Annotated in this window: 18 protein-coding genes; 16 read left to right on the forward strand and 2 right to left on the reverse strand. The window is 38.4% G+C overall.

All coding sequences use genetic code 11. The features are described from left to right. The first annotated feature begins 734 nt into the window (after nucleotides 1-734). From HUW51_RS06210 to HUW51_RS06280, 15 genes are all read left to right on the forward strand, one after another. The gene (locus HUW51_RS06210; RefSeq protein WP_185273122.1) at nucleotides 735-2,699 is read left to right on the forward strand and encodes a response regulator; all 1,965 of its coding nucleotides are present in this window, start codon (nucleotides 735-737) and stop codon (nucleotides 2,697-2,699) included. Nucleotides 2,700-3,130: 431 nt separating this feature from the next. Continuing rightward, complete coding sequence (locus HUW51_RS06215; protein WP_185273123.1) at nucleotides 3,131-3,508, forward strand: response regulator transcription factor; 378 nt, start codon at nucleotides 3,131-3,133, stop codon at nucleotides 3,506-3,508. Between the two features lie 12 nt (nucleotides 3,509-3,520). Beyond that, nucleotides 3,521-4,693, forward strand: coding sequence for a sugar transferase (locus tag HUW51_RS06220; RefSeq protein ID WP_185273124.1), 1,173 nt, complete (start codon nucleotides 3,521-3,523; stop codon nucleotides 4,691-4,693). Further along, nucleotides 4,693-5,439: a TolC family protein gene (locus tag HUW51_RS06225; protein ID WP_185273125.1), complete on the forward strand. Its 747-nt coding sequence runs from the start codon at nucleotides 4,693-4,695 to the stop codon at nucleotides 5,437-5,439. Before HUW51_RS06220 ends, HUW51_RS06225 begins: the two co-directional genes overlap by 1 nt. Next, a complete protein-coding gene (locus tag HUW51_RS06230; protein WP_185273126.1) occupies nucleotides 5,436-7,628 on the forward strand; it encodes a GumC family protein in 2,193 nt (730 codons plus the stop codon). Before HUW51_RS06225 ends, HUW51_RS06230 begins: the two co-directional genes overlap by 4 nt. Nucleotides 7,629-7,676: 48 nt before the next feature. Then, nucleotides 7,677-9,101: an O-antigen ligase family protein gene (locus tag HUW51_RS06235; RefSeq protein WP_185273127.1), complete on the forward strand. Its 1,425-nt coding sequence runs from the start codon at nucleotides 7,677-7,679 to the stop codon at nucleotides 9,099-9,101. An 18-nt stretch (nucleotides 9,102-9,119) separates the two neighbouring features. Further along, entirely contained in the window at nucleotides 9,120-10,043 is a 924-nt protein-coding gene (locus tag HUW51_RS06240; RefSeq protein ID WP_185273128.1) for a glycosyltransferase family 2 protein, read from the forward strand. A gap of 67 nt (nucleotides 10,044-10,110) precedes the next feature. Then, nucleotides 10,111-11,313 (forward strand): glycosyltransferase family 2 protein, encoded by a 1,203-nt coding sequence (locus HUW51_RS06245; RefSeq protein ID WP_185273129.1) that lies wholly within the window; start codon nucleotides 10,111-10,113, stop codon nucleotides 11,311-11,313. Nucleotides 11,314-11,372: 59 nt separating this feature from the next. Continuing rightward, nucleotides 11,373-12,581, forward strand: a complete 1,209-nt coding sequence (locus HUW51_RS06250; RefSeq protein ID WP_185273130.1) for an acyltransferase family protein — start codon at nucleotides 11,373-11,375, stop codon at nucleotides 12,579-12,581. A 229-nt stretch (nucleotides 12,582-12,810) separates the two neighbouring features. After that, the gene (locus HUW51_RS06255; protein ID WP_228466941.1) at nucleotides 12,811-14,052 is read left to right on the forward strand and encodes a glycosyltransferase; all 1,242 of its coding nucleotides are present in this window, start codon (nucleotides 12,811-12,813) and stop codon (nucleotides 14,050-14,052) included. Between the two features lie 78 nt (nucleotides 14,053-14,130). After that, the gene (locus HUW51_RS24835) at nucleotides 14,131-14,763 is read left to right on the forward strand and encodes an acyltransferase (RefSeq protein WP_185273131.1); all 633 of its coding nucleotides are present in this window, start codon (nucleotides 14,131-14,133) and stop codon (nucleotides 14,761-14,763) included. 24 nt (nucleotides 14,764-14,787) lie between these two features. Then, a complete protein-coding gene (locus HUW51_RS06265) occupies nucleotides 14,788-15,648 on the forward strand; it encodes a glycosyltransferase family 2 protein (RefSeq protein ID WP_185273132.1) in 861 nt (286 codons plus the stop codon). A gap of 11 nt (nucleotides 15,649-15,659) precedes the next feature. Further along, nucleotides 15,660-16,463: a glycosyltransferase gene (locus HUW51_RS06270; RefSeq protein ID WP_185273133.1), complete on the forward strand. Its 804-nt coding sequence runs from the start codon at nucleotides 15,660-15,662 to the stop codon at nucleotides 16,461-16,463. A 43-nt stretch (nucleotides 16,464-16,506) separates the two neighbouring features. After that, nucleotides 16,507-17,295 carry a glycosyltransferase family 2 protein gene (locus HUW51_RS06275; RefSeq protein WP_185273134.1) on the forward strand — a complete coding sequence of 263 codons (789 nt, stop codon included), beginning with the start codon at nucleotides 16,507-16,509 and terminating at the stop codon, nucleotides 17,293-17,295. A 140-nt stretch (nucleotides 17,296-17,435) separates the two neighbouring features. Then, on the forward strand, nucleotides 17,436-18,788 hold the full coding sequence (locus tag HUW51_RS06280; protein ID WP_185273135.1) for a lipopolysaccharide biosynthesis protein: 1,353 nt from the start codon (nucleotides 17,436-17,438) through the stop codon (nucleotides 18,786-18,788). Between the two features lie 316 nt (nucleotides 18,789-19,104). Here the strand turns inward: HUW51_RS06280 and HUW51_RS06285 are convergent, their stop codons facing one another. Next, the gene (locus HUW51_RS06285; protein WP_185273136.1) at nucleotides 19,105-22,608 is read right to left on the reverse strand and encodes a PA14 domain-containing protein; all 3,504 of its coding nucleotides are present in this window, start codon (nucleotides 22,606-22,608) and stop codon (nucleotides 19,105-19,107) included. Between the two features lie 488 nt (nucleotides 22,609-23,096). Between HUW51_RS06285 and HUW51_RS06290 the strand changes: the two genes are divergently transcribed. Then, nucleotides 23,097-24,281 carry a glycosyltransferase family 2 protein gene (locus tag HUW51_RS06290; RefSeq protein ID WP_185273137.1) on the forward strand — a complete coding sequence of 395 codons (1,185 nt, stop codon included), beginning with the start codon at nucleotides 23,097-23,099 and terminating at the stop codon, nucleotides 24,279-24,281. Between the two features lie 354 nt (nucleotides 24,282-24,635). On the opposite strand, the gene ppnP is transcribed toward HUW51_RS06290, so the two are convergent. Next, complete coding sequence (ppnP, locus tag HUW51_RS06295) at nucleotides 24,636-24,917, reverse strand: pyrimidine/purine nucleoside phosphorylase (protein WP_185273138.1); 282 nt, start codon at nucleotides 24,915-24,917, stop codon at nucleotides 24,636-24,638. Nucleotides 24,918-24,930 lie beyond the last annotated feature (13 nt).

Raw genomic sequence — 24,930 nt, forward strand, 5'->3', positions numbered from 1 at the left:
AACTGCTTCCTGCGCTTAACTTTTGCCTACTTTGTTCCACCAACATGTAGTAGTGAATCAATTATAGTATTATATTTATGATAATATATATTTTAATATTCAAATATTATTCCAAACAATTATTGGTATTATACCATAATGCTTAAAGTATTTAGAATACCTAAAATATAAATTAGCACATTTCTAATAAAGAAAGGCTTTATACACAATTAAGATCTATGGAGTTTTAATAAAAAACCTAAAGAATGTATTTACAGGAATGCTTACAATCAGCCCTAAACCATTAGTAGCAAGATTTAAATGTTGCAAGTTTACTACTTCAAACTTTTAACTATCTTAGCTGCAGCTATTGGTGTTTTAAAGGCATATTTAGCTTTTAGAGCTAATTTAAACGAATACAAATTAGTTGAAATAATTATAAATTGATCGAAACAAGGCATTGCTGCGTTTTAAAGCACGTTCTTATTTCTATACTTTTGCAAAAATTTTAAAATTCATCTTACTTAGGGTAAGCAGATATAATTATTTTTATATATAAAAAAATTTACTTTTATTATAAATTATAGGTTAATATTTTTCTTATTTACCTAAATAAAACATTTTTTTACCCGATTCTATGGTAGGTCATTGACAGGCTTATAAAACATTAGTTAAAACACAAACGTTAAGTTAAGTTAAATAGCCATGCCAATCATTTTACAGGTAGTTAAGCAGGTTTTCAAAACAGATACAGAATGGAATTTATTCGGCAGCTAGTTGACGTTAGTCCCAATCCTATTTACGTACGAGATGAGTTAGGCAAGCTTGCACTTGTAAACGAAGCATTTGCGCAATTACACCAACAAAGCGCAGCAACTATCTTGCAGAAGGGTTTTTTAAATTCTGACTATGCTTACAACAAAGACCTGGAAATTTTAAAACTAAACAAGCAAGTAACCTTGGAAGAGGTATTTGAGCAGGAGAACGGACAAAAAATTTGGTTTACTGTTACTAAAAAGCCTTTTAAATCACCAGATGGCGCCCGCTTTCTTTTATCTACTTTTAACGATGTCACCCCGTTTAAAAATGCTTTTCAAGAGAAAAAAGAATCTACTCAGGTGAAGCAACTGTTTTTAACTCATTTAAAAGAAGAATTTAAAGCCGATATAAACACCATTTCGAGCTTAACCCGACTTTTAAAAAAAGGATTGATTAACAAAGAACAGGAAAGCTATTTACATCTTATCCAATCTGTGGCCGATAATCTTTTAGACGCCCCAGACCAAATTCTGGAATTTTCTAAGTTACAAACTGGCATTACTGCTTTTAAAACAACCCCGTTTGATATTGCCTCTATTCTACAGTATACCATTAGTGCATTTATTTCTGAAGCCGAAGACCAGCAACTAGAACTGCAGCTAGGGGAAGTACCTCCTAGCCTGCCATTAGTACAAGGCGACCCACACCGGCTTAACCAGATACTTACTAACTTAATCTCCTATTCTGTGAAGCATACTTCTCAGGGTCAGCTATCGGTAAGTGCGCGCATCCAGGCCAGGCTGGAAAAAGTAGTACATATAGCATTTTCTGTACGAACTAGTAACTGGCAGAGTAAACCCGACAAGTTAGAGCGTTTTTTTGCCAGCTCCAGCAACGGAAACCACGAGGCATTAGACACATATAATAACCTGGACGTTAAACTAAGAATTTGCAAAAAAATAGTAGAACTCCAGGGCGGCCGGATTTGGTTAGAATTACTACCGAACCAGGAAATTCAATTTTCTTTTATTATTCCTTATCCTGTAAGTGCAGAAACAAACCAAACAGAAACGCCAGAGTTATCAGAAGATTTAAATAAACTCAAAGGATTACGTATTTTATTAGCAGAAGATAATCCAGCCAATCAATTGTTGGTAGTTTCTCAGCTAAAGTATTGGGAAGCACACGTAGATGTAGCCCAAGACGGAATAGAAGCATGTGAAAAAGCACACGAAAGCCCGTATGATCTTGTTTTAATGGATATAGACATGCCCCGCATGAATGGAATAGAGGCAACAGCTACTATCCGGCAAGAGCCCAATCCCAATCAAAACACCCCTATCGTTGCGTTTACCGCTAATGCTTATAAAATTGATATAAACAGATATAAGGAATCCGGATTTTCTGATTATTTGTTTAAACCTTATACCGAAACAAACCTATACCTAACTATTGCCCGAAACATTACCGATAAACAAACGGCAAAGAACGAAGAGGATACCGTAGAAGTTGAAAACCATTTAACCGCTACTGATTTAAACAACCTACAGCCACTTTCTGCCGCCACCATACCAACCGAACCAGAACCGTTAACCCCATCAGAACCGGAGCCAGCCTTGTACGACTTTTCGGGCTTAGGCAACTTAGCAGAAGATGCAAATTTTGTAAAAAAAATGCAGCGTTTGTTTATTGATTTAGTCCCCAGCCAACTAGAAAACCTCACGGCATCTATTACCCAGCAAGACTGGAATTCTGTGGCCCAGATTGCACATAGCCTTAAATCTACCTACGGCAACATCGGTATTAAAACCGCGGCGCAGGCTGCTACCAAAATAGAAGAAATAGGTAGTAAAAAAATTAACTTTTCTGATCTTACTAATTTAATGCAGATCATTGATATTACTACTAAAAAAGTAATAACTGCCTTTCAAGAACAACTTCACTCCGAAATCGAATCTTAGCGAATGCTTTAATATTAAAATTTAACTATATTAATTTCAAAGCTAAATCACCTCCTCCAAAACGCCTATTCTGTTTTTTTTTATTCAAAATAACTAAAGTGCTATAATTTTATAAAATTATTAATATTTATACACTCCAAACATTTGAACTTAAGCAATACAACTCAGGTTTATAGCTATTATAATACTATATTTACAGCGTTTAAATTAAGAAAAATGAACAAAAAAATATTTTTAAAAATATTACTTTTTTAATAAAAAGAAATTTACATTTGTTACATCATACTCTTAATAATTTAATAAAGCTGTCTTTCTTTTCTGAATTCAACCCCAAAACAAGAATTTAAAAATTCTTACTGGCACAATATTGCATTTAGTTAAGAAAACAACCAGTAACAACGATAGATAACCAATAATAAAATAATTCATCTATGAAGAAAAGATTACTTATTGTGGACGACGAACCATCGATAGGGCTGATTTTAGAACATTATTTTTCTAAAGAATATTCGGTGCAATTAAAGTCGAATGGCCAGGAGGCTATGAATTGGCTCCAGGAAGGCCATTACATAGATGCGATAGTAGCTGACTTTGAAATGCCACTTATGAATGGCCTTGATTTTATCAAGCAACTACGTGCCACTACTAAGTTTTGCGACATTCCTTTAATCATGCTGTCGGGTAAAGACGAAACAAGCAACAAAATTACCTGCTTAAGACATGGCGCCGACGACTACATGATAAAACCTTTTAATCCGGAAGAACTCGACGTCCGAATTAAAAATGTATTGAGAAGAATTAAAGTATAACAAGGCTTAGCCATGAGAAAGAAAGTAGTTTGCCTGGGCTCTACCGAACAAGAAGTTCAAAGCTTTACTGCAGAATATGCCGATGATTTAGAGGTACAGCATTTTGATAATCCAACTAATTTTTTGTCGTGGTTAGCCAAAGGCGAATACTTTGACGCTATCTTGGACTCAGCCAGTCTTACTTCGCCTTTAGGCCTAAACCTAATCCAGGTCTTAAAAAAAGACATCGGAATTAAGGAACCCATTTTTTGGCTAACCAACGACTCTATCTCTACGGGTTTACAAGCTATGCTGGCAGATGCCGGCGTAACAGATATTCTTACGCAAAAACCGGAAAAGGAAAAACTGCTTACCCGGTTAGATAATTTATCTGGTTCAAAAACAAATAATCTTAATCCGGTTAAAAAGAATACCTATGCTTATCAAAACCCCATAGGCAAGCGTCTTTTTGATATTCTGGTTTCAGCCACGGCCTTATTGTGCCTTTCTCCTTTGTTTCTGTTAATTGCCCTATTGGTTAAGTTAGAATCTAAAGGGCCGGCTTTTTACTATTCTTACCGGGTGGGTACCGGTTACCGTATTTTCCGGTTTTGGAAGTTCCGGTCGATGCGGCAAAATGCCGACAAGATGCTGGCCTCCATGAAAAACTTAAACCAGTATCAAGCTTCACCTGCCGAAGAACCATCGCTGGCCATTTCAAGTTTATGCGCCACTTGTGTAGCTGCCGGCACTAGTTGCCAGAACCAGCTTATTGATAGCCAAGGCAAAACCATTTGCGAAAAGCAATACAAAATAGCCAAGCAAGCCGAAGACGGAGCTGCATTCATGAAAATTGCGAATGACCCCCGGATTACCAAGATTGGCATGTTCCTGCGCAACACGAGCCTGGATGAGCTTCCGCAGTTATATAATGTTTTACGCGGCGATATGTCGATAGTAGGCAACCGGCCATTGCCTTTATACGAAGCGGAAAAAATTACTACCGACCATTTTGCGGCCCGTTTTATTGCTCCGGCAGGTATTACGGGCCTTTGGCAAGTAAGCAAAAGAGGTAAAGGAGGCAACATGTCGGAGGAAGAGCGTAAAGAACTGGATATAGAATACGCTAAAACTTTCTCCCTTAAAAAAGACTTACAAATTATTTTAAAAACATTTCCGGCGCTTTTTCAAAAAGAAAACGTTTAATGAAAAAAACCTTACTATTACTTCTTTTTATTTCCTGTTTTCGGCTGGCTTTCGGACAAGTAAGCCCTCAACCCGCTCCGGATTGGCAGGATAAGTTTTTTAAATCGCCGGAAATAGCGCTTCCACTGTTGATTGATGCGGCCGTAAAGTACTCTGCCCAAATTGAAAAACTGGACGCGGCTAAACAAATTGCCTATGATAATATTCGGCTATCCCGCAAACAAATATTAAACGGGCTGGCGATAGGTTCAGGCTACAGCTATGGTACCATGCTGAACACCATTAACGGCGACCAACAAGTAAGCCAGATCAATGCTTTTAATTTACCAGCCCGGGCACAGTATAATTCCGGAATAAATTTAAGCCTTTCGCTGGGCCAACTACTTGGCCGCAAATATGAAGTCCACCGGCAAGAATTAACTTTAAAACAAGCCGAAGCAGATCGTAAAACTGAAGAAAGAGAAATCAGGCAGTTAATTATTAGAACCTACCAAGAAGTAAGCTTAGCAAAAGTTACCTGGGAGCAATCGGTAGATGCTTTGCAGTCGGCGGATATAAACAAAAAATTAGCTGATAAAAAATTCAAATTAGGTCAGATTGAACTGGATGAACTAATGGTGGTGAATGATTTTTACACCAAGTCAGCCATGGCGCAAGAACAATTTAAAAATAAGTACGAAACAGTATACCTCTTATTAGAAGAACTAATAGGAACCACCATTAACGATTTAATGAACCGCAAATGACATTTAGAAGTTTTTACCGGTTAATGCTGCGCAACTGGCTTATATTAATAAGCATCCCATTAATTACCGCAGCCTCTATATTTTTCTTTGGCCGTAAAATGGACAAAGAATACACTTCTGATACCGTTATTTACACCGGCATAGCTTCGGGGATGGGCGTAAAAGAAGATAACAGCTCTGATTACTTTGCAACCAACCGTGCTTTTGCCAATTTGCTTAACCTCATTAACTCCCGGGAAACCAAACAAGAAGTTGCGCTGCGGTTATTAGCGACGCACTTAATGGCCAAGAAGTATGACCCCGCCGTGCTGAGCGAAGAAAAGTACAATCGCTTGCAAGAATGGTTCCCTGAATCTTTCAGAAAAAAACTGGTAGGCGCTTCTGTGGAAGAAACTACTAAAAACTTAGAAGACATTTTAAAATCCGGAGACCATAACGGAATTTATAATATTATAAATTCCGATGAACCCGGTTACTCTTTAAAGGCTTTAACTAAAATTAACGCTACGCAACTCCCTAACAGTAATTTACTGAAAATAGAGTATGTTTCTAACGACCCGGTAATAGTACGCCAAACCCTTGAAATTTTAAGCAATGTTTTTATCCGGAAACACACGGCATTAATGGAAGGGCAAAATGAATCGGTAATGAATTACTTCGAAACAGCTACCACGAACGCTTACAAGAGACTGGAAGCTGCGGAGGAGAGTTTCTTAAATTTTCATAAAACCAATAGCCTGATCAACTACAACGAGCAGGCATCGGCCATTGCCGCTGATAAACAGCACATGCTGGAAAATTACAACTCCTTAGAAATGCAATATGCCGGCGCTTTTTCGGCACTTAAAGCAGTGGAAAAAACTTTAAAAGAACGCGGTGCCGTAACATTGTATAATCAGGAAATTCTTCAGTTAAGAGATCAGCTTTCTAAACTTAATACCCAGATTGCCGAGATAGAAGTAATAAACCGGGGCAAGGCCAATGCTACTGCAACCAATCAAATTGCTACCTTAAAACAGCAAGCGGATATTGTTGAAAACAAGATAAAACTTACCCTGGATAATGCTTATTCTAAAATTCAGGCAGCGCAAGCAGTTGAAAGCAAAAACCTGCTGGATGAATGGATAAAAAACACCGTTCTGGTAGAAGAATTAAAAGGACAGTTGTTCGTAATCCGGCGGCAATTAAAAGTATTTGGTGAGCAATATGATAAAGTAGCACCTTTAGGAGCGGAATTACGGAAAATTGAGCGCGAAAAAGATTTAGCGGAAAAAGAATATTTTTCTCTGCTCAACGGCTTAACCGAAAGCAAGCTCAACCAACGCAATATTGAGATTACGTCGCAACTTACCGTAGTTGATCCGCCTTACACGCCCATAAAGCCTACTAAGTCCAATTTACTGCTGTTATTATTATTCGGTACTTTCGGAACCTTCTTTGTAGTTACCGCTTATCTGGTAGGCACCGAACTCGTAGATAATTCTTTAAAAAATACGCGTATTGCTGCTATTCAAACTGGGTTACCCGTGTTAAGTACTTTGCCTGTTTTATTTGGGAAAAAGAAGCGGCAGGTGCTTGCTGCCCAAAAAGCCGAAGAAGTTCTTACAAGGCAGCTACTTTTAAAAATGCAACAAAAGCAAAACGTCCGGGAACCGTTTATTATAGGCGTTTTAAGTAGTTTAGCCGGCGAAGGCAAGAGTACAGCACTTAGCATCTTAGCGAATCAATTAAATGCAAAAGGAATAAAAACGCTAGCTTTATTTCCAGAAGACCATACTGACTTGGTTGCTTCCGGCTCGCATACTTCCTTTTACTCACCTCTTTATGGTTTAAACAACCGGATTTCTATTGCCGACATTATTGGGGAAAGTTATTCGAAATACACGGTTATTTTAGTAGAATTCCCAGCAGTTCTGGAGAACACGTACCCTACTTCTTTATTAAAGTACCTGGACTTGATTGTGCTTACTGTTAGAGCAAACCGCACCTGGCAGGAAACTGACAAAGCTATATTTGAAGAAATTAAAAAAGTAACTCTAGCCCCTATTGAAGTTTTACTAAACGGGGTATTAGCCAAGTACAACGATACTCCTGCTACCAACAGCATTAAACCGACCAAAAAAGTGCGCCAGCAGGAAGTTAAACCTTTGGTTATTAACCAACCGGAGGAAACACCGATGTCTGCTTAATTTTTAAATAAACCAGTAAGTACAACACCCATTAATAAATAAAAAGGCGTGCAATCCTTAATTTTTAAAGAGCCCAAAGCAAATTATTTTATTTTGCCTCTGGCCGTTATTGCGGCTGTTGCTACCGGCTGGTTAACAGTTAAGGTAGGAATTGCATTACCTTTTGTATTGGTGGGCATGGTTACCGTGCTGGCTTTTACGGCTGCCGTATTTATCGAGCCTAAAGTAGGGGTTATTACTTATATTGTTTATTGCTTTGTAATTACCTTCATCTTAAGAAATTCACCTGTTGCTCTTCCCATTGGTCCTTTAATGGATGGGTTGTTATTACTTTCCTGTGTTGCAGTGGCTTTCAACCGTTTTAAGTACCAATGGAGCAACCTCCGCAACGACCATTTTCTGCTTGCTTTTGTTTGGTTCCTGATAAACTTAATTGAAATAGTAAATCCGGCGGGCGCCAGTATGATAGGTTGGCTCCAGGAAATGCGGTTTACTTCTTTAAACTGGTTATTAATTGCCTTGCTCAGCGCCGTTTTATTTACGCAAAAGAAAGACTTGGACCTTTTTATAAAAATTGTATTAGGCTTATCTATGTTGGCAACCTTATATGGCATGAAGCAGCTATATATTGGGTTAACCGAAGGGGAGCAAAGATGGCTAGACGAAGGAGCGGATTTAACCCATATTGTTTTTGGTAAGCTGCGGGTTTTTTCTTTGTTCACCGATGCCGGTCAGTTTGGAGCTTCGCAAGCACATTTGGGTTTAGTAGCCTTGGTTCTGGCTCTGGGGCCGTTTAAATGGTGGAAAAAAATAGCCCTAGGTGTAACATCAGCTATTTTGCTGTATGGTATGCTAATATCCGGAACACGCGGCGCTTTATTTGCCCTGGTGGTAGGCGTTTTTGTGGCTTTATTCTTAAGCAAACAAACTAAAACCTTAATTGTGGGCTGTGCCTTGGCTTTAGGAAGTTTATACATTTTAAAATACACCACTATTGGTAATTCTTATTCTTACCACATCGTTCGGTTACGAACCGCCCTCGATCCGGAAGATATCTCCCTGAACGTACGATTCAACAACCAACAAAAATTAAAAAAATACCTCGCTGATCTTCCTTTCGGGGGTGGTGTTGGGGTAAGTGGCATGAATGGCACCACTTACAATTCAGATAAGTTTCTTTCCACCATCCCGCCCGATAGTTACTGGGTAAAAGTTTGGGTAATGTATGGCGTGGTCGGTTTAACCATTTGGTTTGGCATTATCATGTACATTCTGGGTAAATGCAGCGGCATTATCTGGCACTTAAAAGACCCTAAACTACGCGTAAAATTAATAGCCTTAACAGCTGGCACCGCCGGGGTTTTCGCCTGTAGTTATGGCAATGAAGTAATAAATGGCATTCCTACTGCTATGATTGTTTATATCTCCTGGTCATTCGTTTTCCTGGCTCCTAAATTAGATTCCAAAAATTAAAATTATTCGTTATTGTATATGTCTACCCCTTTAGTTTCTATAATTTCGGTTAACTACAACCAAGCCCGGATAACCTGCGAAATGCTGGCTTCTTTGCGGCAAATTACCTATCCGAACATGGAAGTAATTGTAGTGGATAATGCCTCCCCTACCGACAATCCGGATATAATTAAAGAATTATACCCTGAGGTAAATCTTATTCGTTCGACCAAGAATTTAGGATACGCCGGAGGCAATAACTTAGGTATTCTTCAGGCCAAAGGGAAATATCTTTTCTTTTTAAATAACGATACCGAGGTAGAAACTGGATTTTTAGAACCCTTAGTTAATTTTTTTGAAAGAAATCCGCAAGCGGGAATTGCTTCGCCTAAAATTAAGTTCTACGACAGCACGAACATTATTCAATATGCCGGCAGCACGGGTATTAATCCTTGGACGGGTCGTAGTAAAACTATTGGCAACCACGAGGCGGATTTAGGCCAGCATAACAATTCTATTTCTACTAACCTGGCAGATGGCGCGGCTATGATGATACCCATGGAAGTAGTTAAAAAAGTTGGATTAATGCCGGAAATTTACTTTTTGTATTACGAAGAACACGATTGGTGCGAAATGATTAAAAGAGCTGGTTACTCTTGCCATTACATTGCCGAATCAGCAATCTACCACAAAGAATCTATGTCGGTTGGTAAAATGTCGGTTCTTAAAACGTATTACATGAATCGGAACCGTTTGCTTTTTATCCGGCGTAACTTAACAGGCAAGCAATTTTATATGAGTGCCGGATTTTTCTTTTTGCTCGCTTTGCCTAAAAACTCTTTAATGTTTGGCTTAAAACGCCAATGGCAACATTTAAAAGCCCTTTGGTCCGGATTATTCTGGCACCTGCAACCCGTAAAGGTTCACCAAAACATTGCTTATACCACTACTAATAACCAGTAATTTTACTTAAGCAGTATTTTTCCCTCACTTCCAATTATCTGCCCATACATTTAATAAGTTATTCAAAATGCACATTCTGGAACCTGTTTTAAACATCCTGCTTTATATTATAGGTGCTTACGCGCTTTTTAATGTTAGTTACTTGTTATTCTTTTCTTTGGCAGGGCACAAAAGCATTCGGCAAAACACCCGAACTGCTTTAACCGCCAGAAGAATGTGCGTACTTTTTCCGGCTTATAAAGAAGATGCCGTTATTATCGAATCTGCCTTAAAAGCGAAAGCCCATGCGTATAATGGCCTATTTGATGTTTGCGTGATAGCAGATAAACTAAAACCCGAAACCATAGATACTTTAACTAAAAATGGCATTAAGGTAATAGAAGTAAATTTTGAAAAAAGTACCAAAGGCAAAGCTTTATTAACTGCCCTTAACCACTTACCAGAAAGCAACTACGATGTGGCAGTAGTATTGGATGCCGATAACCACATGGGTAAAGACTTTTTGAAAGAAATAAATCTAGCTTTTGAATCTGGCTTTAAAGTAGTACAAGCCCATCGTACGGCTAAAAATTTAGATACTGCCTTTGCTTTTTTAGATGCCTGTAACGAAGAAATTAACAACCATATTTTCCGGAAAGGCCATTATGCACTTGGCCTTTCTTCTGCCCTGATTGGGTCGGGTATGGCCTTTGAATTTTCTTATTTAAAAAATTTACTGACGAATATTGGCGAAACCGTTGGGGAAGATAAAGAAATAGATTTCCGGATTGCCCGGGATCAGGTTAAAATTTGCTACCTGGATAAAGTTTACGTTTACGACGAAAAAATTGACAATGCCGCCGTATTTACCCAACAAAGAACCCGTTGGATTGCCTCACAATTAGAATTTTTAAAAAAATATTTTTGGCAAGGTTTTGTACAACTATTCAAGCATGGCAATGTGGAGTTTTTTAACAAAATGGTACAGGCTATGTTAGTACCCCGGATTTTACTTTTAGGCTTGCTAGGTTTATTATTTATGTTGTCGCTTGTAGTGCCTTATGGCCCATCGGTTGGTTTCTGGGCTATTTTATTGGGCATGATTAGCACGGCCTTGTTTATTGGAGTTCCTGGCCGTTTATATAACAAACAACTTTTTGAAGCCTTGTTACGAATTCCTTATGCTTTTTTCTGCATGTGCCTGGCTGTGTTAAATACCAAAAAAACTAAAACTTCTTTCCTGGCTACCCCCCACAAAACCAAAGTAGTTTCGGCTGATTTAGATAAATAATCAATCCATTAGATATTTTTTAAAAAACCATCCAAGTTCTAGAGCTTTTTACATCCAATATGTTATCATTCATTAAGTTAATTCCAGAAAAATTAAGCCGGGTAACATCCGGAAGAAAGCTGATAAAAGAAATAGATGGGCTTCGTTTTATGGCTATTTTGCCGGTACTTATCCAGCACATGGCCGAGCGATTTGAACGGAATACAACTATAAATTTTACAACTCCGCTAAGTGAAAACGGTGTTGCATTTTGGGCTTCCAGAGGCTTTTTAGGAGTGTACCTATTTTTCGTTATCAGTGGCTTTATTCTGGCGCTTCCTTTTGCTTCCAGTAGATTAAACAATACAAAAAAAGTAAAATTAGGCGATTATTACTGGCGCCGGGTAACCCGGCTGGAACCACCTTACATTTTCTGGATCACTATTTTTTTCTTAGTATTCATATTTTATGGCCAGAAAAACTTTGTAGAATATTTACCACATTACCTCGCTAATCTTACTTATACGCACGGCCTTATTTATAAAGAATGGTCACCCATAAATCCGCCTACCTGGACTTTAGAAATTGAAATTCAGTTTTATATTCTGGCGCCGTTTTTAACTTATTTATTTTTTTCAATCAAGAACAAAACGTTCAGAAGGGTTTTAAATTTATTTATCATTCTGGGATTAATGGTAGCCCAGCAATATCTTAAATTCTACCAAAATCCGACTAACTTAAGTATCCTGGGTCACTTACATTATTTCTTAATTGGCTTTATGCTAGCCGATATTTATTTATGCGACTGGAGTACTAAAATTAAAAAGCAAACTATTTATGATTTTACCGCTGTGCTTGCCTTAGGCACTTTAATTTACACCTTTAGTTGGGAGTATAATTTTGCCAACCGGATTTTAGTAGTTGCCTTGTTGTTTACTTTCTTTTATTCGGTATTTAAAAGTAATTACGTAAATAGATTTGTTTCCAATAAATGGATTATGGCTATTGGCGGCATGTGCTATACTATATACCTGATTCATTTACCTTTAGCCGAACTAGTCGTTGTTTTTACAAAAAACATTCATATTACCAATTACTACAGCGTTAATTTGTTGGTACAGCTCCTTATCTTCTTACCTATCGTACTTGCCCTTAGCGCCTTGTTCTTTTTATTATTCGAAAAGCCATTTATGAACAAAGACTGGTCAAAGTCTTTGTTCATAAATTTTTCCAAGTATGCCAACTTCTTGGTTCCATTTAAATATGTTTTAGGCAGAAAAGCCAAGTAATTGGTAATATATTTTGCACTTTTCCAATAAAACAATTTAACACCCCAGCGAACAATATCAATATAGTTTAATTACCGAACTAAGCTATTGGCATTATTGTAGCTTTGGTGTAATATATATCTGGTAAAAAAATGCCCTGGGAGATTATCATTATACCATCCTTATTGTGCCTTTTAATTGGGTTTAAAAGCGGCTTAGACGTACATAAAAAATAGTAGAAATTAAGAACGTGAAAAATAAAGATATTATAATGATTGGGCAACAAGGCTGGGATATAGGTATCGGCAGCAATGCTCATAATATCGCTGCTGTTTTTGCTCAAAACAACCGGGTAGTTTACGTTAATCCGCCGTTAGATATAAATTCGCTGCTTAAAACCAAGCATAAATCCCGGTTAAAAATCATTTTCCGGCTTTTAGCCGGGAAAGAGGAGAACCTGGTAAAGCATTCTGAAAATCTTTGGGTTTATACCCCCGGCATTCTTTGCCTTTCTAGTAACTGGATTTCTTCTCCCAAAATTTTTAAAATATTAAATTATTTTAATAACCAGCTATTTGCGCGTAGCATTAATAAAGTTATTCAAAAATTAAATTTTAAAAATTATTTACTATTTAACGATAGCTTAATGTTCTTGGGCCTGGAACAAAAAAAATTACTTCGGCCTACTAAGTATACCTATTACGTTCGCGACTACATGGTGGCGGTTCCTTATTTTAAGAAACATGGGACTTGGGTAGAAGCCGAATTAATAACGAAGGCAGATTTAGTTGTAGCTAATTCTTTATTTCTGGCAGAATATGCCTCCAATTATAATACGCAGAGTTATGATGTAGGTCAAGGCTGCGAATTAGATTATTTTAATCCGGAAGTTGAAACAGATGTACCATCGGATTTAGTAAACCTGAAGCAACCTATTATTGGTTACGTGGGTAACCTAACAGCTAGCCGTTTAGATATAAATCTGCTGGAACAACTTGCCACTTCCCGACCAGACTGGACTTTCGCTTTTGTAGGATTTGAAGATGAACATTTTAGAGCCAGTCGCCTGCATGAGCTTACTAACGTACACTTTTTAGGCGCAAAAGCTCCGGCAGAATTACCTTCTTACATCCAACATTTTGATGTCTGTATTAATCCGCAAGTAGTTAATGAAATAACTATTGGTAATTACCCGCGCAAAATAGACGAATATTTAGCCATGGGGAAACCAGTAGTTGCTACTAAAACCAAAGCCATGCAAATGTTCGAAGATTATACCTATCTGGGTTCTTCGGCCGCAGAATACATTCAATTAATAGAAAAAGCATTAGCTGAAAACAGTATGAGCCAAGCTAAAGCAAGAATAGCATTTGCCAAAAGCCATACTTGGGAAGCTTCAGTGCAAGCAATATATAATTTACTAAACCAGAAGGAACAAAAAGATAAAGTACAAGCCATTAAGAAAAATGCGCAACCAGTTTCTTCTTATTAATTCTATTACAAACGTTAAACACTCAATTTAAGCACAAATAGTTAAAAGCTCTACAAACAGATCCTTTAAAGTACCCATATGAGTTTAGTCCAAACTATAAAAGAAAATCCAAAACTTAAAAATTTAGTGCTTTGGATGCTCATTCCGCAAAATCAGGCTCGGCCACGCTTATGGGTAAAGCTATTTTTGAATCCTTTTAAACATAAAAAAGGCAAAAAAGCCACGATCCGAAGAAATACCCGGATAGATGTAATGCCTTTTAACAACTTTTCATTGGGCCAGAATACAACTATCGAAGATTTTGCTACCATTAACAATGGTATGGGCGATGTGCTTATTGGCGATAACAGCCGGGTAGGAATTTCGAGCGTGGTAATAGGACCGGTTACCATTGGCAATTATGTTATTCTGGCGCAAAACGTAGTAATGTCGGGTTTAAACCACGGCTACGAAGATGTAACTATGCCGATTGACCTACAGAAGTGTACAACTAAAGAAATAGTAATTGAAGACGAATGCTGGATTGGAGCTAACTCGGTAATAACCGCTGGGGTTAGAATTGGCAAGCATGCGGTAATAGCAGCGGGTAGTGTAGTTACTAAAAATGTACCTCCTTATTCTGTAGTGGCTGGTAATCCGGCCAGGGTTATAAAACAATACGATAGCGAATCTAAGCGCTGGGAAAGAACAAACACATTAGTTACCATCTAAGAGCACTTTTACCATTATTCTTCTATGAGAATTTTAAATAATCCGGGCTGGTTAAATCAATTTGAATATCCTTACGAAAACTTTGAGGAGATTCCAGAAACGGTATTCGAGAAAATAAACACGGATTTAGACCGGGCACAAAGCCAAGAACCTTTGGTAAGCGTGGTTATTACTGCCTGGAATGAAGAAGTAAATATACTGCGTTGTGTTGCCAGTTTGTCCCGGATGAAAACCAAACATCCGTTTGAAATTATTGTGGTTAATAATAACTCTACGGATAAAACACAAGATACTTTAAACAAGCTCCGGGTGAAATCCTTTATGGAAAGAACCCAAGGCGCTGGCCCCGCCCGGCAGTTAGGGCAAGAAAAAGCTTCCGGCAAATACATTTTAACCGCCGATGCCGATTGTTTTTACCCAACTTGCTGGATAGATGAAATGATGAAGGTTTTACAACAGCCAAATGTGGTTTGCGTGTACGGGCGGTATTCTTTTATCAGCGAGCCAGGTTTCCCGCGCTGGAAATTAGCCATTCTGGAATCCATGAAAGATATGATTGCGGAAGTACGCCATATCAAGCGGCCCTACTTTAATGCTTTTGGTATTAGCATGGGTTATGTAAAGGAATATGGCTTAAAAATAGGCTTTATAAAAATAAACCGTCGCGGCGAGGATGGCCAGCTTTGCCTGGATTTAATGCAATATGGTAAAGTAAAACAAGTTCGCTCCAATGCGGCCCGGGCCTGGACCGGAACCCGCACCTTACAACGCAGTGGCAACTTTTTTCAAGCTTTAAACTCCCGAATTTCACACGAGATAGGCCGGTTTTTTAATAATTTTCATTCTCGTCTGCCGAAAGAAAAAGAAGTTTCTAAAAATGCTTAATGGTTAATCTGATGACGAGTACTAACAATTTTTTTCCGGAAGTTTCCCTATTGGTTACGCACTATAACCGGAGCAATTCTTTAGAAAATTTACTTCGCCAGTTTAAGGAGCTACATATTTCTTTTCATGAAATAATTGTTTCGGATGATGGCAGTAAGCCCGAGCATTTAAATAAAATTAAAAATTTACAATCCAGCTTTGATTTTCGGTTAGTTACTACTCCCCAAAACAAAGGATTAGGTAATAATATAAACAAAGGGCAAGCGCAGGTAACCTCGCCGTATACTTTATACGTGCAGGAAGATTTTTTACCCAAATCAGTCTTTGCCCAGCATTTCCGGGATGCTTTGGATTTTATGCAAACCGATGCTGACTTAGATATCGTCCGGTTCTACGCCTACTTCAGCTATCCAACCCTTAAGCCTTTTAAGAAAGGTTTTTCCAAAATGGTTTTGAGCCCGTGGTGTTTCAATCATTTAAAATTTTATTACTACAGCGACCATCCGCATTTAAGAAGAACTTCTTTCGCCGAAAAATTTGGCCCTTATGCCGAAGGTGTAAACGGCGACCTGACCGAATACCGGATGTGTATTTCGTTTATTCAGAACAAAGGCAAAGGTATTTTCTTTAACAACTTTACGGAGCTGTTCGACCAGGTAAACACAACGCAGGAGCCCAGTACGGCCACGTTCCGGAGTGCCTGGAAGCAAGAAAGCAACAGTATTGTTCGGTTAATGCGGCTAGTTTACCTGCGGTATAAATTTTTAAAATTCCGGTGGGATGTGGCTTTCCTGAAGCTGCCTTCTTACCGATAAATTAAATTCTTTAACAACAATTAATCTAATCCATTATTCCAGTATGACGCCTCTCACCCATACTTTTGAAGGAGTTACTTTACTGATAACGCATTATAACCGGAGCAACTCTCTCGAAAGATTATTGCGGACTTTTAAGGAGCAAAATTGCTCTTTTCAGGATATTGTTGTTTCGGATGATGGCAGTAAAACCGAACATCTGGATAAATTAAAAGAATTACAAGCTACTTATCCGTTCCGGCTGATTACTACCGAAAAAAACCGGGGCCTTGGTAATAACATCAATAAAGGTCAGGATGCTGTTCAAACGCCTTATACTTTGTACATCCAGGAAGATTTTGTACCAAAGCCCATCTTTGCGCAATCTTTCCGGAATGCGCTGGATTTTATGGAAGAAAAGAACGAACTGGATATGGTTCGCTTCTACGCTTACTTTAAATATCCTTTCCTGAAACCGTATAAAAATGGCTTTTCAGAAATGCTTTTCAGCCCCTGGCCGTGGTACTGGGGTTACCAGAAGTTTTATTATTACAGCGACCATCCGCACCTGCGCCGCAGTAATTTCCTGGAGAAATTTGGCCGTTACCCCGAAGGATTAAAAGGAGATGTAACTGAATACCGGATGATGATGGCTTTTATTCAGAAAAAAGGAAAAGCATTATTTTACGACGATTTTCAAGGTTTATTTGACCAGGAAAATTCATCCGCGGAACCCAGCACCATGAAACGTAATTACTGGCGCGAAAGTGAACAGCCATTAGTTACCGCGGCCCGGCATTTGTACCGGCATTTACGTTTTAACTTAGATTTTCATTTTTCCCGTTTCGCTTAAACCAAACCGCAATTTGGTATAAACTCAAAAAGGTGCTTTTTTTTTAAAATTCCCATAAAAGAGTAAGCCAATTTTTAAAAATTAAAAAAGTAATAATCCAATTACCACGCTACCCGCTACTTCCTTATTCATCAACTTTTATGCAAGGTATTCTTAAAAAATTCGGCAACATGCACTTTTTATCGTTGCTGGGCAATGGCAGTATGTCGGTAATAAACATGGTTACTGTAGCCTTGCTCTACCGTTCTTTGCCAATTGCAGATAATGGAATTTGGATTTTTTACCAGACCGCAACGCTGTTTATTGATACTTTCCGGCACGGAATTTTAAATACGGCTTTTATAAAATTTTACGCGGGTGCCGCCAAAGCCCGCGCCGAAGAAGTAATAGGCTCTACCTGGTCTATTGCCGTAACAATTTCGGGTTTCTTTATTCTGTTAAACATTCCCCTATTTTTCTTAATTGGCTATGTTCAGGATAAAGCCATTGTACTTTTTATAAAATACTTAGCGCTAAACTTAATATTTAGTTTACCCAGCTTAGTAGCTATTTGCGTGGCACAAGGCGAATTGCGCTTCGACCGGCTCCTTTACCTTCGGGTTTCGAACAATGGCTTGTTTTTACTTTTCTTGTTGGTTTTATTTTTAATAAATCAGGCGACCCTGCAAAACATAGTTTACGCTAATTTATTAGCTATTTTATCGGCCAGCTTAATTGCTTTGTTTGCCGGTTGGACCAAAATCCAATTCTTCTCTAAAAGCAGCACCGCCTGCGTAAAAGAAATTGTCCATTTTGGCAAATTCACAGTAGGTACTTTTATCAGCTCCAGCTTATTTAAAATTACCGATACTTTTATTATAAATTTCTTATTAGGGCCAGCCGCTCTGGCAATTTATAGTTTGGGGCAACGATTAATGGAAATTGTAGAAATACCATTGCGCAGCTTTGTTGCTACTGCCATGCCATCGATGTCGGCGGCCTACAACCGGGGCGAGAAAACAGAAGTAATCTATATTATGCAAAAGTATATTGGCATGATTACTTTGTCTTTAATTCCAGTATTATTAGGTGCATTCGCTTTCTCGGATTTAGCTATTAGTCTGATTGGCGGCGGAAAATACATGGGAACCGAAGCCGCCAATGTGTTCCGTTTGTTCATGACCTTTGCTTTACTTTTCCCAGCCGATAGATTCTTTGCGATTGGTTTAGATGTAATCAATAAGCCAAACATTAATTTCCAGAAAGTTTTAGTAATGTTGGTGATTAACCTGGTAACCGATTTTGTAGGAATTTTTATCTTCGGTAATGTTTATGGAATTACCATAGCTACTTTATTCCCCACGCTTTTTGCCGTTATTGTTGGCTATAAAGCTATGCAAAAGCATTATATGAGTTTTAATTTCTGGGATGCTTATCAGGTAGGATTTAATGAGATAAAGGCATTAATCCGGTTTACGCTGTTTAAAAAACAAGAAACTTTCCAAAATCATTAATCAGGAAGGTGTACCATACCAATCAGAATACATGCGGTACACCTTTTTTAAAAAATAATTATTTTACGTGAGTTCGAGATAAGCCATTCAGCCTTATCTACGTCACCCTGCAGAATTCAAAGAACTTAGAAGGATCTAATGGTTAAATTCTTCTGGAGTTCTTTGAATTCTTCCAGGATGACTTAAATGGAAAGAATAAAACCGACACTTACCTAAAACAAGTCACGGAAGTAACTTCCGCGCCATAGCGAAAGTGTAATGAGTACTTATCTCGAACTCACGTTATTTAGTAATTATAAGTCCCCTTATTATTAGGTTACTTATTTAGTATAACTTTTTGAGTTAATACTTTAGCACCGGTATTTAACAGAACAATGTAAATTCCGGGAGCCATTCCTTCTGCATTTAAAGTTAAATGTTTGATAACGCCTGCTTCGGTTTTTCCGGTAAATAATTGCCGTACCAGCTTACCTTGGGCATTATACAACCCTAAATTAGTTTCCCCGCTTTCTTCCGGATTGTATTGGATGTTTAGCTGTTTCTTAAATGGGTTAGGATAAGCAATTAATAGAGTTGGCTGTTCTGCTGGCTGGAAATTATCCGAACCATAATCTACTATTTGAGAATTATTACTTATTACTCCACTAGGTAAAAAAGGTGACAGGCGGGTACCTGGAATAGGTGTTTCAACTACGCCATTGGGTAATTGCCAGGAAACGGAAATATGATCTTTACCCGCCGCTTCTTTGTGCCAGGCCTCTACGTAATAACGTTGGCCAGCTACTAAATTAATAGGCTTTGACTTTTGGGAGGCGAACTTATCCCACTGCCGAAAGGTTGTATAACTCTTAAATTCAGCAATTTTCTTTTTATTAGCCGGGTTATCATCGGTACTGAGCCAAAGTTCGCCGCTATCGTCGCCGGCAATCCTAAAAGTATAATTCCCACTTACAGGCGGGCAAATATAACCTCTAATGCGGGCACCGTAATTATCCTGGCTATTACTTTGGCTTTCAAACTCCTTTAACTGAACCGAACTAGTAGGCTTATTTTGCGCAGGAATAGCAGCAATTAATTTACCTGGTATCTTATTCCATTGCTCTCTCAGAATGGTTCCGGTGGCAGTACAATTATTAATAGGTTCAGGCACTACAAATACCGGCGTTTCGGTAACTGCTATTTCTACTTTACCATTCTTCGGATATACTTTTTGCTTCTCCATGGCATCTTGTCCAATTTTGGGCCGATATAAGTAAGCAAACGGAGATTTACCTATATCTAAAAAATAATCCGTGGTTCTACCAATCTCATCCGGTACTACTAAAGCATAAGCCGATTGCCCGTTTAACTCATACCGATCTACAATTGGATCGTTCAGTAATGTTTCTTTATACATGTATTCGCCAAACTGCTTTTTAACTTGATAAATATAATCGGCGGCCGGCCGACGGGTTTTATTATTATTTACTAAGCCCATGGAGCTAAATTGCATCGGGTTGGCTGGATCCGTAGGATCATACAGAATAAAGAAGAACGTTTTATCAACCCCTGACCGGGCATAAAGTAAAGATGATCGTAAAATCCAATCAGCTTGGGTTGCTAAAACACTTTTATTACCAACTTTCACCGCTTTTAACGGACTAGCCTGATTAAAATCGTATCCCAATTCGGTTATCCAAACGGGCATATCTCGGGCATACTCGTGCGCCATTTGCACAAAATCTGCCGCCACTTTACTGGCTTCCGAAACTTCTGGGGCGGCTCCCCGGGTTGGATTACCACCTTGCGATGTTTTGGTATCGGTGGCATATAAATGATAATTCAATACATCCCAGCATAAATTAACTGAACCATCCGGATTATATCCTCTAAACTCTTTACACCAGTCAATCATACCTTTTACATAATCAATACTCGGGAGCGCCAAACCAGCCATTACCACTTGCATATTCGGGTCGGCATTTTTTACGCCTACCCCTGGCCCCATTGTATTTTTATGACCATCGTAGAAAGCAGATAAATTAGCCGCATATTCCCGGGCTGTTTGGTAGGCTTTCCGGCCTTTCCACCACTTGTCGCGCTCGTTATCGCATTCTATATACTTAATTAAATCCAGACCAATTTTTACCGTATTAATGCCGTCCCCCGTCCATCTTTGCTTTTTATCGACACTCAACAAAGCCGGGTTAACCTTTTTGTTACTACCGTAACGAGCCGCAAACTGAAAAGCAACCTTAGCCTGCTCCAGGTACGATTTAGGATCAGAAAAATTTTTACCATACTTCACGGGCACATTTTCATCGTCGCGGTCTTGCTCCGGATAAGTAGCCATCATCCAACGGGGTAATGTCTTTAGACAAGCTAAAACTTCTATCTTTTCGGCTTTACATCTTTCGTATATGGCATCATAGTTCCAGCCGCCGCTGTGCGATGGATTGTAAGTATAACTGCCTTCTTTTGACTCCAGCCTTTCCCAATCCAGGTAATGCCGAATTCCCGAAAAACCTTTTACCAATTTCATCCTGGTTTCATCTATTTTTTCCGGATTATTTGGTTCTAAAAAGTCCCATTCAAAAGCATTTACCCCAAATGCATCTTTTAACTTTACTTCTTTTTTAGGCGCTAGAGTTATTGGCGTAATAGCACCCGCTGTTGTTTTATAAGTACCATATATTTCTATTTCCGTAGGATAAGCCCAGGAAGTGGTAATAACCAAATACTTAATATTTTTTATTGGTGCTTTCAATTTAAAATCAGCCGGTTTATTCGGGTCTGGGCCTACCCATGTGTTATATTTTTCACCCAGGAAAGTGGCTATTGGCAGGCGTTTCCAATCATTAGTAATTACCGACAAGGTCATTGGATTATCTTTGTTTGTTCCTTCGCCGTCGTAAAACTTAATACTTTCAATAGTTATTTGTTCTCCGTTCAAAACAGGATAATAAGAATCATAAGAACTAAGAATTTTACCCCAGCCTGTTTCAACCCTTTTATTTGTTTTGCCATCAAACAATTCTACTAAGCTGTTACTCGTATTATTTAACTGGTACCAGCGGCGGGGATCAATTGGAATTTTACCTTGCAATGAGGTAACTACTGGCTGTACCACCTGCTCGCGGGTTACATTTTGGGCAGCAGTGTAATTGGTACTTGCAGCTTGAGAGGCAGTAATTTTTGCTACGCCGGGGGCAAGAACCGTAGCTTTCCAGGTGCCGCCTACATTAGAAACCGCTACAACACCAGGATTAGTAGAAGTAAATAGCACCGGAGTTCGCGGATTATTGCTCGTGGCTACTAAATCAAAAGGAGCATCGCCTACCCTTTTGGAAGCAAGAGCCGGAAAGCGAATAACGGATGGAATCTTTGAAGCAGGTAACCCGAATATTTTTATTTTTTGCGGAATATTATTGCTGTATTTGCGAATAATGATAGCATCGGCCCAGGTTGGTTCTTTTAATAGTAAGTCTACAAAACTTAAATAAGCCTCGCCTGTAAATAAGCCCAAAAACACTTTTTGTTTCCCATTAAGGGCGTACACTTCGGCGGGTTTGGCAGTAAATACGCCTTCGTGGTCGTAGAAAGACAATTTTTTAATTTTACTTCTTACTTCCAGCTTCAGGGTTACATCTACATATTTTAAATTGGCGGGCAACCAACTACTTTGCACCAGATGCTGCAGATTATCATCTAACCACGGCGAATAATCCAGACCGGTATCTTCGGAAGCAGCAATGGACGTAAATCGAATTCTTTCTTCTTGTTGAGCAAAACTCAGGAAGCTAACTAACACTAATAAAAAGGCAAAAAAAGATACTTTCATAAGGCAGGCATCAATAAGATTCGTTAAAACCTTATTGCATATATTTCAGGTGTTTACTCAGGCTACATAATGGGACAAAATACTGGTACTGCTTTTTTAAAATCAACTATACTCTACAAGAACAGCACAGCTACATTCTTAAACTAAAATAAAAATAATCTAAAATTTAAGCATTAGGCACTCTATTGTTCGTCCATTTTAAATATAATTTAAACAAAATATATTAATAATTAAATAATAATTATCCTGATTTTCTAATTAAGGATTATAAAAGGCTTAATCCCATCAAAATCTACAAGTACCGGAGTTATAATTTTTTAAATTTTTTGTTTTCCGCCTGAAACAAGGAGCTTTAATTGGAATCTGGCATGATTTCTATATAACTTTTTAAAATAAAATAAATCATATTGCTCAATATCGCATAACAAGAAATTTACTGCCTCTATCTTTAGTTAGTTAAAGCAAACCGATTTAATTTTTCTAAGTTCATGCTATTATTTTTTACTATTTGTTTCTGGGCAAGTCTGGGTATATTATTTTACTCTTACTTCGGGTATGGTTTAGTATTATTTGGTTTAGTTAAAGCCAAAAGAATTTTTAAACCTACAGCTTCTAATTTTTCTGATTCAGAAGAAATGTTACCGGACGTAACCGTTGTAGTAGCGGCTTATAACGAAGAAGATTATATAACCGAAAAAATTGAAAATACGCTGGCTTTACAGTACCCGCCAGAAAAGCTGAAGTTGCTCGTAGTAACCGATGGTTCTTCGGACCAAACACCGAATTTAGTAAAAAAATATCCGCAAGTTACCTTACTACACCAACCGGAACGAAGAGGGAAAATTGCTGCTGTAGAAAGAGCCATGCCTTACGTTACTACCGGAATTGTTGTATTTACCGATGCGAATACCATGCTTAACCAAGAGGCTATTTTAAAATTGGTAAGGCATTATCAAGACGAAAAAGTAGGAGCCGTTGCTGGGGAAAAACGGATTTTAGTAAAAGAAAAAGATGCCGCCCATGGCGCCGGCGAAGGCATTTACTGGAAGTATGAATCTGCGTTAAAAAAATGGGATTCTGAACTTTACACGGTAGTGGGAGCTGCCGGGGAGCTGTTTTCTATCCGTACCAAACTTTTTGAATCGGTACCCCACGATACCCTTATTGAGGATTTTTACATGACCTTACGCATCGCTCAAAAAGGATATAAGGTGCGCTACGAACCCGAGGCGTATGCCTTAGAAGGACCATCCGCCTCTGTAGGCGAAGAATTGAAACGTAAAATAAGAATTGCGGCCGGTGGCATTCAAGCGGTTGTGCGCTTGAGTTCCTTGTTAAATTTGGCGAAGTATGGCTTGTTGAGTTTTCAGTATATATCGCACCGGGTTTTAAGATGGACTTTGGCTCCGCTTGCTCTTTTACTATTACTCATCAGCAACATTGCTTTAGTTGAAGTAAGCCATCATCCGTTTTTTCAGTTGGCGTTAGTGTTGCAATTGTTCTTTTATTTGGCCGCTTTGTTAGGCAAAATTTGTGAAACCCGTAAATTAAAGATAAAAGCATTTTTTGTTCCGTATTACTTTCTGATAATGAACTATGCCGTGTATTTGGGATTCGCCCGGTTTTTAAAAGGTTCGCAGTCGGTACTTTGGGAAAAAGCCAAAAGAGGTTAATAACTCATAGCATTTTAAATGCTTACCATTGATGCTCCAAAAGTTACACCCTTAAGAAATCAAAAATTTTAAAATTTGTTGATTTTACACTAAAGTAAAAAGCCAAACTAATCTAAGTGATTGCTGGAGTATAGTACACTATTAGAACTGGTTTAGAAGTAGCAGTTGTACGATTATAAAAGCAGTAAAAAGATAAATGCCGGTATGTAGCTTTTTAAATTACATACCGGCATTTATCTTTTCTAGCAGTTATATGTTCCGCTGGTAATGCTAATCCTTCGAAGGCAGAGCAATTAATCAAACAAAATTTCTATCCTAATCTGATTTGCTTTAATGCATTATTTTTAAAATTTCTTACCGGTACTGGCACAAATAAGCGGTTTGCTCTTCGGTGCGCACCTGGAAAGAGGAATTGCCGGGCACATTAAAAACCTGACCAGCGGTGTACGTTTGCCAGGTAGTTGTTTCGGGTAATAAAACTTCTAGGCTGCCTTCGGTAATCGTCATAATTTCGGGTTGGGCGGTGCCAAACTCGTAAGTACCAGGATTGATAACGCCCACCGAAGATTTGCCCGCCGGGGTTTGATAAGCCAATGATTTTACTGCGCCGTTAAAATATTCGTTTACTTGAATCATGTATTTTTTAAAA

The sequence above is a fragment of the Adhaeribacter swui genome (genome assembly GCF_014217805.1).
In the GTDB taxonomy this organism is placed as follows: Bacteria; Bacteroidota; Bacteroidia; order Cytophagales; family Hymenobacteraceae; genus Adhaeribacter; species Adhaeribacter swui.

Coding starts and splice junctions, on each gene's coding strand:
- HUW51_RS24835 (WP_185273131.1), top strand. CDS start 14,131: ATGAGTTTAGTCCAAACTATAAAAGAAAATCCAAAACTTAAAAATTTA.
- HUW51_RS06215 (WP_185273123.1), top strand. CDS start 3,131: ATGAAGAAAAGATTACTTATTGTGGACGACGAACCATCGATAGGGCTG.
- HUW51_RS06230 (WP_185273126.1), top strand. CDS start 5,436: ATGACATTTAGAAGTTTTTACCGGTTAATGCTGCGCAACTGGCTTATA.
- HUW51_RS06270 (WP_185273133.1), top strand. CDS start 15,660: ATGACGAGTACTAACAATTTTTTTCCGGAAGTTTCCCTATTGGTTACG.
- HUW51_RS06240 (WP_185273128.1), top strand. CDS start 9,120: ATGTCTACCCCTTTAGTTTCTATAATTTCGGTTAACTACAACCAAGCC.
- ppnP (WP_185273138.1), bottom strand. CDS start 24,917: ATGATTCAAGTAAACGAATATTTTAACGGCGCAGTAAAATCATTGGCT.
- HUW51_RS06285 (WP_185273136.1), bottom strand. CDS start 22,608: ATGAAAGTATCTTTTTTTGCCTTTTTATTAGTGTTAGTTAGCTTCCTG.
- HUW51_RS06290 (WP_185273137.1), top strand. CDS start 23,097: ATGCTATTATTTTTTACTATTTGTTTCTGGGCAAGTCTGGGTATATTA.
- HUW51_RS06210 (WP_185273122.1), top strand. CDS start 735: ATGGAATTTATTCGGCAGCTAGTTGACGTTAGTCCCAATCCTATTTAC.
- HUW51_RS06275 (WP_185273134.1), top strand. CDS start 16,507: ATGACGCCTCTCACCCATACTTTTGAAGGAGTTACTTTACTGATAACG.
- HUW51_RS06245 (WP_185273129.1), top strand. CDS start 10,111: ATGCACATTCTGGAACCTGTTTTAAACATCCTGCTTTATATTATAGGT.
- HUW51_RS06220 (WP_185273124.1), top strand. CDS start 3,521: ATGAGAAAGAAAGTAGTTTGCCTGGGCTCTACCGAACAAGAAGTTCAA.
- HUW51_RS06280 (WP_185273135.1), top strand. CDS start 17,436: ATGCAAGGTATTCTTAAAAAATTCGGCAACATGCACTTTTTATCGTTG.
- HUW51_RS06225 (WP_185273125.1), top strand. CDS start 4,693: ATGAAAAAAACCTTACTATTACTTCTTTTTATTTCCTGTTTTCGGCTG.
- HUW51_RS06250 (WP_185273130.1), top strand. CDS start 11,373: ATGTTATCATTCATTAAGTTAATTCCAGAAAAATTAAGCCGGGTAACA.
- HUW51_RS06265 (WP_185273132.1), top strand. CDS start 14,788: ATGAGAATTTTAAATAATCCGGGCTGGTTAAATCAATTTGAATATCCT.